Source organism: Planktosalinus sp., from assembly GCF_059864935.1.
Genome location: NZ_JCBCCK010000087.1, coordinates 1 through 7637 on the forward strand (window position 1 = coordinate 1; position 7637 = coordinate 7637).

8 protein-coding genes and 1 pseudogene are annotated in these 7637 nt (G+C 39.1%); 4 read left to right on the forward strand and 5 right to left on the reverse strand.

What is annotated here, in order from left to right; all coding sequences use genetic code 11:
* Nucleotides 1–81: 81 nt before the first annotated feature.
* Nucleotides 82–384 carry an NINE protein gene (locus tag AC6F75_RS03880; RefSeq protein ID WP_500713632.1) on the forward strand — a complete coding sequence of 101 codons (303 nt, stop codon included), beginning with the start codon at nt 82–84 and terminating at the stop codon, nt 382–384.
* An 86-nt stretch (nt 385–470) separates the two neighbouring features.
* A complete protein-coding gene (locus AC6F75_RS03885) occupies nt 471–959 on the forward strand; it encodes a DUF6428 family protein (RefSeq protein WP_500713633.1) in 489 nt (162 codons plus the stop codon).
* A 108-nt stretch (nt 960–1067) separates the two neighbouring features.
* On the opposite strand, the gene AC6F75_RS03890 is transcribed toward AC6F75_RS03885, so the two are convergent.
* From AC6F75_RS03890 to AC6F75_RS03905, 4 genes are all read right to left on the reverse strand, one after another.
* Nucleotides 1068–2885, reverse strand: a complete 1818-nt coding sequence (locus AC6F75_RS03890) for a GNAT family N-acyltransferase (RefSeq protein ID WP_500713634.1) — start codon at nt 2883–2885, stop codon at nt 1068–1070.
* Nucleotides 2886–2941: 56 nt separating this feature from the next.
* Nucleotides 2942–4192 (reverse strand): aspartate kinase, encoded by a 1251-nt coding sequence (locus AC6F75_RS03895; protein WP_500713635.1) that lies wholly within the window; start codon nt 4190–4192, stop codon nt 2942–2944.
* The gene (locus tag AC6F75_RS03900; protein WP_500713636.1) at nt 4192–4698 is read right to left on the reverse strand and encodes a GNAT family N-acetyltransferase; all 507 of its coding nucleotides are present in this window, start codon (nt 4696–4698) and stop codon (nt 4192–4194) included. The genes AC6F75_RS03895 and AC6F75_RS03900 overlap by 1 nt, the downstream gene beginning before the upstream one ends.
* A 218-nt stretch (nt 4699–4916) precedes the next feature.
* On the reverse strand, nt 4917–5168 hold the full coding sequence (locus tag AC6F75_RS03905; protein ID WP_500713638.1) for a GxxExxY protein: 252 nt from the start codon (nt 5166–5168) through the stop codon (nt 4917–4919).
* 198 nt (nt 5169–5366) lie between these two features.
* Between AC6F75_RS03905 and fbp the strand changes: the two genes are divergently transcribed.
* Nucleotides 5367–6374, forward strand: coding sequence for a class 1 fructose-bisphosphatase (gene fbp, locus AC6F75_RS03910; protein WP_500713639.1), 1008 nt, complete (start codon nt 5367–5369; stop codon nt 6372–6374).
* Between the two features lie 29 nt (nt 6375–6403).
* Here fbp and AC6F75_RS03915 read toward each other — a convergent pair whose 3' ends face one another.
* Nucleotides 6404–6829 carry a TerB family tellurite resistance protein gene (locus AC6F75_RS03915; protein WP_500713640.1) on the reverse strand — a complete coding sequence of 142 codons (426 nt, stop codon included), beginning with the start codon at nt 6827–6829 and terminating at the stop codon, nt 6404–6406.
* A 111-nt stretch (nt 6830–6940) separates the two neighbouring features.
* Here AC6F75_RS03915 and AC6F75_RS03920 point away from each other — a divergent pair.
* A pseudogene (locus AC6F75_RS03920) lies at nt 6941–7637 on the forward strand (transcription-repair coupling factor); the annotation flags it as partial.

Here is a 7637-nt window from a genome sequence, read left to right on the forward strand (position 1 = left end):
TGAACTTTGGGAACCCATAGACAAGGCCTTTTTGTAAAAGTATTTTAGTACATTTATTCCAACTAACTAATAAAAAATCAAATGGAAGAAAACAAAAATCAAGAAACCTGGAACCAACCACAACCCCACAACCCTGAAAACAAAAAACTTATAGCCGGTATTTTAGCCATTGTTCTTGGCAGTCTTGGAATTCATAAATTTATACTTGGGTATAATACTGAAGGAATCATCTTACTTGTCATAGGACTTTTCGGCATAACAACTTGTGGTATAACAACATCAATTGCCGCTGTAATTGGTCTAATTGAAGGCATTATTTATTTAACAAAAAGCGACGAAGAGTTTTTTCAAACCTATCAGGTCAATAAAAGGCCTTGGTTTTAAAAATTATTTTAAAGCCAGATTTTTTTTGATTTGGCTTTTTTATTTCAATTGTTTATCGTAATATTGCGATATATAAATGAATCATTATGAAAACTCAGGAATTTTTAGAATTATTAGCTAAAAACCAAGATAAATCCTTGTTGTTTGAATATACTCCTGGCCAATTGGTCGGTGCCAATTACCACATCACCGAAGTCAAACACATCACGATTGACAGTGTAGATTGTGGAGCCGGAACCGACTCCTGGAAGGAAACCATCATTCAACTTTGGGAAAGTCCTATAGAAAAAGAAAAAAAGGAGTTTATGTCTACTTACAAGGCCCTTTCAATTCTTAAAAAAGTGGGGCGCATGAAACCTTTTATTTCGGAGGCTGAAGTGAAATTTGAATACAGCAATAAAAACTTCAATACAGCACAATTATTTGTCAATGATTATGAAATGACCAGCAACCAACTAATCCTCAAGTTAGCTATTCAGAAAACAGATTGCAAAGCAAAAGAAGCTTGCGGGGTACCGGAAGTTGTTGACGCATCACAGGAAGCTTGTTGCTCACCGGGTGGCGGATGTTGTTAGAAATTAATTAAAGCATTCAACCTTTGCGCACTCTGCGTCTTTGCGGTGAAAACATGAGATTATTAGATTTTTATTTATCACCGCAGAGACGCGAAGATCGCAGAGATTTTAATCTTCAGCTTCACCGTTTTTGAGGTTGTATCTTTTTTCCATTTCGGCTTGAAATTCTTCCAGAACCGGTTTCACGGTACTTTCAGGAAGGTCTGCAATGCGGATGTACATCAACCCATCCACAGCATTGTTAAAGAGTGGGTCGACATTAAACGCTACTACTTTGGCGTTTTGCTTGATGTATTTTTTTATCAATACCGGCAATCGCAATTCGCCGGGTTCCAATTCGTCAATGATTTTGTCAAACTTATTCAAGTCTGCTTCACTTTCGTCAAACACAAAATCTTTATCGGCATCTTTTAGTTTTACCTTAAAATCCTTCTTGGGGTGAATAAACTGGGCAATATAAGGATCGTAATAATTGGATTTCATAAACTCAATCATCAACGATTTTGAAAATTCTGAAAACCGGTCGCTGATGGTCACACCACCAATAAGGTATTTGTGCTCAGGAAAACGCAATGTAGTGTGTACAATTCCTTTCCAAAGTAAAAACAAGGGCATTGGTTTTTGCTGATATTCTTTGATGATAAAGGCTCGTCCCATTTCAATGGACTGACTCATCATTTTGTGCAATTCCGGTTCAAACCGGAAAAGTTCGTGCAGATAAAACCCTTCAATCCCATAGGTCTCAAAAATTTTAGAACCTAAACCCATTCGGTAAGCCCCGGCTATTTTTTTGGCCTCATTGTCCCACAAAAACATATGGTGGTAATAGGCATCATAAACATCCAAATCGATGGCGTTGTTTGTACCCTCGCCCACTTCCCTGAAAGTGATTTCGCGTAAGCGCCCTATTTCCTGTAAAATGTTTGGAATATGCCTGGGGTGTGAAAGAAACACCTCATAATTTTTACTGATAAGCAAACGCTTGTCCAAATCCTGAAGCCCCAGCACTTCCTTTTCTAATTTTCCAGGGTCAACCGGTGTGGCAATGGTTTTGGGTGGCTTAGGGAATTTTAATGTTTTTGGGATGTTGTCCAACAGTTTTTTCTTGTTGAAGGTATTGGCCAGCATATAAGTTTTCTTGCGTAAGAATGCCGTAAAATCCTCCAGGTTTTCTTGTTCTTTCTGGTCGTTTACCGAAATGGGGTTTCCAATTCTCACTTTGATAACCCTATCGCTTTGAGTAAGTAACTCTGACGGCAACTTTGCTGTGCGAAATGTTGGGCTCAGTTTAGTCAGTTTGTAAAAAAGCATACTGTTTTTTGCGTGAAAATAAATGGGAACTACCGGAACTTCAGCTTTTTTGATCAGCTTCATGGCAGATTCTTCCCAGGGTTTATCAGTGATGCGCTTGTCCTCTTTATAAGTAGAAACTTCCCCGGCAGGGAATACACCCAGCGGAAAACCCTCCTGCAAATGTTGCAAGGCTTGTTTAATTCCTGTAACACTTGATCTCACTTCCTTTTTATCTTCAAAAGGGTTGACCGGCATAACAAATGGTTTTAGAGGCTCGATGCGGTGCAGTAGAAAATTGGCTATGATTTTATAATCAGGTCGTTGTTCCAGTAATACTTTCAACAATAGAATACCATCTATTCCGCCCAGCGGATGGTTTGAAATGGTAATAAAAGCACCGTTTTTTGGGATGCGCCTTAAATCTTCTTCGGGAATTTCAAATCTCACTTCAAACTCTTCAAGCAATGCGTTAATAAAATCCAGCCCCTCCAAGTGCTTATGTTTGTCATAAATGCGGTTACACGCCGAAATGCGCAACGCTTTCATCAATGTCCACCCGATAAATGTGCCCAAAAAACCCAACTTATGAACGTTGATGGCCTGGGCAATCTCTTTAGATGTAACAAGTGGCATGCTTAGTTGTTGTTAGTTGTGATGGGTAAATATAGTAAAATTGGAGCTATCTTTAATCACCTAACCACCAACTGCATAGTGTCCCGGCTTTGCTGTTTCAATAGCACATCAAAACCGTTTTCCATTTTTTCAACTTCAAGCTCCTTAAAATGGCGAATGGTGTAGAGGGTTACATTTTCATTAAACCTCACTTTGAATTTTGAACGCAACTTGGTCAACAGTTCCTCCAGTTTGTTGTATTTGTTATCCACCACAACCGTAAAACTAATGGCCGAATTCTGAATCATATTTACCTTCATCTTGTATTTATGAAGTAGTTTAAACACTTCGCCGATGTTGTCTTCAACCATAAAAGAAAAATCAAGCGAGGAAAGTGAAACCAGCACCTGCTCTTTTTTAACAATGTAACAAGACACGGTCGGGATTAAATCTTTTCCCTTGGCAACAGATGTTCCGGTTTGTGAAGGATTTAAAAATGACTTTACAAAAAGGGGGATTTCCTTTCGCTGCAGCGGTTGCAATGTTTTTGGGTGAATGACCGAAGCACCGTAAAACGCCATTTCAATGGCCTCTCTATAGGAAATTTGCTGCAACAGTGTGGTATTTTTAAATTCGCGCGGGTCGGCATTCAGTACACCGGGCACGTCTTTCCAGATGGTGACACTTTCAGCTCCTAAACAATAAGCAAAAATAGCCGCTGTATAATCACTTCCCTCCCGGCCTAAAGTGGTCGTGAAGTTGTTGTCATTAGAACCTAAAAAACCTTGTGTAACAGTTAGGGATTTTGCATTTACTTTTTCCCTGATTTGTGATTGGGTTTGCTCCCAGTCCACACCGGCATCACGGTAGTTGTTGTCTGTCTTGATACACTCCCGACTGTCTATCCAATTGTTTTTTATGCCGTTTTTATTCAGGAATTGACTGATGATTTTTGTGGAAATCAACTCGCCATAACACACCACTTGATCATACACATAGGCATGGGAAGTAGATTTATTCAATTCAAAAAACGACTTTAGCTCTTCAAAAAGTGCTTGAACTTCATCGTAAATTGGATGTGATTTTTCCGGAAAAAGCTCTTGAAGAATTTTATGGTGATAATCTACTACATAAGCTAGTGAAAATTTAAGCTCAGGTGATTTCCCTAGATAATCTGAAACTACTTTTTCAAGCGCATTGGTTGTTTTTCCCATAGCTGAAACCACCACAACCAGATTGTCATGACCTGTGGCTTCCAGAACCGTTTTTACATTTTGAATACTCTCGGCATCTTTGACTGAAGCCCCTCCAAATTTAAATACACGCATTAATTGAAATCTATAAAATTAGTTATTCCTTGTTCATCCATATGCACGGTGCGCCAGTCTTTTAAAATTTTCGCTCCGCTGCGTTCATAAAATTTAATAGCTCCTTCATTCCAGTCCAGCACCACCAATTCAACGCGTTTAACATTTTGAGATTTCGCAAATTTTATTACTTCCTGATAAAGTGCACTACCCAAACCTGAACCTCTCATGTTTTCCTTTACGATTAAATCCTCCAGATGTATGGTGCGTCCTTTCCAGGTTGAAAAACGAAAATACACCAAAGCCATCCCCACAATTTCATTATCCACCTCAGCCACAAAACATTTAAAAAGTGGGTGCTCTCCAAAGCCTTCCTTTTCTAAATCATCAACTGTTACAACTACAGCTTCAGGTTCACGTTCAAATGTAGCAAGTTCCTTGATTAATTCAAGAACCTGTGGCATGTCTTCTTTTTTACCTTCCCTAATATTCCCGCGAAAGCGGGAATCTCGTTCTTTAATTTCCATAATCTCAACCCATTAAACCAATTTTAAATTCCTAGTAGTTAACCGCAAAGTGCGCAACGCAATCGCGAGGCGCGCAAAGAACACATTAATTGCTAAATCCCATCTCATGCTTTGAGTAAACTTAGAGTTCCTTGCAGTTAAGTTTTTATAGGTTATTTACAACCCTTTTAATCCCATTCTTTATTAGAACAACATTAAAATTAATTAACATACCCAATTTACAATCCAACAGCTTTAGCTTCAATTACAACTTTATTCTCAACCAACAAATCAACCCTATAACCTAATTCCAATTTAACCTCTTCATAAACAAGGGGCAACCCTTTTTGTTTTTGAACTTGAAGCCCGGATTTTTCTAATTCATAAAAAAGACAAGCTTCATAAGAACTTTCCAAAAGACCCGGCCCTAAATTTCTATGAACTTTTAAAGCACAATCAAAAACAATTTTTGAGATTTCATTTTCGCTCATATGATAAGATTTACTCTATATTAACCGCAAAGTACGCAAAGCAATCGCAAGGTGCGCAAAGAAAACATTAATTGCAAGATCCCCTCGCGTGCTTTGCGTGAACTTAGCGTTCCTTGCGGTTAAATTTATTCCCAATCTCTGAACCTTTCTTCGCAAAAATATCGATATTTGTATGCAAATTCACATCTTTTCCAAAAAATGACTGACCACAACAAAACCCTCGGCGAATTTATCATTGAAAACCAAAAGGATTTTGCCTATTCATCCGGCGAACTTTCAAGACTGATCAATTCCATCCGACTGGCTGCAAAGGTAGTCAATCACGAAGTAAACAAAGCCGGATTGGTTGATATTTTGGGTGCTTTTGGCGACAAAAATATCCAAGGTGAAGAACAGCAAAAACTCGATGTTTTCGCCAACCGGGCATTTATTAAAACACTCACCAATCGTGAAATCGTCTGCGGAATTGCCTCAGAAGAAATGGACGATTTTATCCGCATTGAAGGGCGTGAAAAAAACAATGAAAACAAGTATGTAGTACTGATTGACCCGCTGGACGGTTCATCAAATATCGACGTTAATGTTTCGGTTGGAACTATTTTTTCTATTTACAGACGGGTGACCCCATCCGGAACGCCTGTTACCATTGACGATTTTCTTCAACCGGGAATCAATCAGGTGGCAGCCGGCTACATAATTTATGGTACTTCAACGATGATAGTTTATACAACCGGTCACGGCGTAAACGGCTTTACATTAAACCCTGCAATTGGAACTTATTATTTGTCGCATCCTAACATGCGTGTTCCGGAAGATGGACGCATTTATTCAGTTAATGAAGGCTATTACATACACTTCCCACAGGGCGTAAAAGATTACATTAAATACTGCCAAATGGAAGAAGATGACCGCCCTTATACTTCAAGATACATTGGCTCACTGGTTTCTGACATTCACAGAAATATTTTAAAAGGCGGGATTTACTTTTATCCCAAAAGTTCCAAAGCATCAAACGGCAAATTGCGCTTGCTCTATGAGTGTAACCCTATGGCTTTTATTGTTGAACAAGCCGGCGGAAAGGCCAGCGACGGGTTTAACCGTATTATGGAAATTCAACCCACCGAATTGCACCAACGCGTTCCGTTTTTCTGCGGAAGCAAAAATATGGTTGAAAAAGCCGAAGAGTTTATGGCAAAAAACGCATAAAAAAAGCCCTGAAATTCAGGACTTTTTAATTAATTCTTTTTGAGCAGGTATTCGTAATCGTAAAAGTCGAGACCCCCTGTAAAAATATCTATAGAGCGTTTGATAACCCTATTTGCTTCCTCCTCTTTAAACCCTAAAGAAATGGCATAGCGCCTTAAAAACTCTGCTTCTTCCTGGTCAATTTCACCATCAGCAAAAATGATTCTGAAGATATCGTGCAACTGCTTCAGCCGGATTTCCTGTGAATTGGTTGGGTATATGGGATATTTCTTAGGGTTTTTAAGAATTTCGTTGTACTGCAACTCATTGATGTCCAATTTTCGTGCAAAACGAAGTAAAAGGAATTCTTCTTCAGGAGCTAGGGGGCCATCTACCAGTGCAACATTTACCAAAGCTGAAAAGTGACCCAATTTTCTTTTTTGGTTTCCGCCTTTAAACAAATCTTCTAATGACATATTTTCTATTTTAACGGGAACAAAGATAGTTGTTAGTTCACTTTTTGCGAAAACATTTCATTATTAAATTTCTGTTGCCTGAAATACATCACAAGTGTATCTTTGCCACCAATGAGTAAAGCCATAGTCGATTCGCTTTTTGCAAAGTCTTCGGAAATCCGAAAACTTGGGGAAAGCCTCCCCCTAACCCCCTCCAAAGGAGGGGGAACGTTATCTAAACAAATTCATGTAACGGGATTGTTGGGTGCTGCAACTTCTCTGGTTGTTGCGGAATCTTTTAAAAACACAGAACTCCCGTTTTTGCTTATTTTCAACGATAAAGAAGACGCTGCCTATCACCTCAACGATCTGGAAGCTTTGCTGGGTGATAAAGACGTCTTATTTTATCCCGGAAGTTACCGCAGGCCTTACCAGATTGAAGAGACAGACAATGCCAATGTATTACTTCGTTCTGAAGTTCTAAACCGTATCAATTCCCGAAAAAAACCTGCGGTTATCGTCACATATCCCGCTGCGCTTTTTGAAAAAGTGGTCACCAAAAAAGAACTGGAACAAAACACGCTGAAAATTGCAGTAGGCGATCAACTTTCAATAGATTTTGTCAACGAAGTGATGTTTGAATACCAGTTTCACCGCACTGATTTTGCCACTGAACCGGGTGAATTCTCTGTGCGTGGAGGGATTTTGGATGTGTTTTCATTTTCCAACGACGAGCCTTACCGCATCGAGTTTTTTGGTGACGAAGTGGAGAGCATCCGCACCTTTGATGTTGAAACCCAACTTTCACTCGAGCAGGTAAAAAAAATCA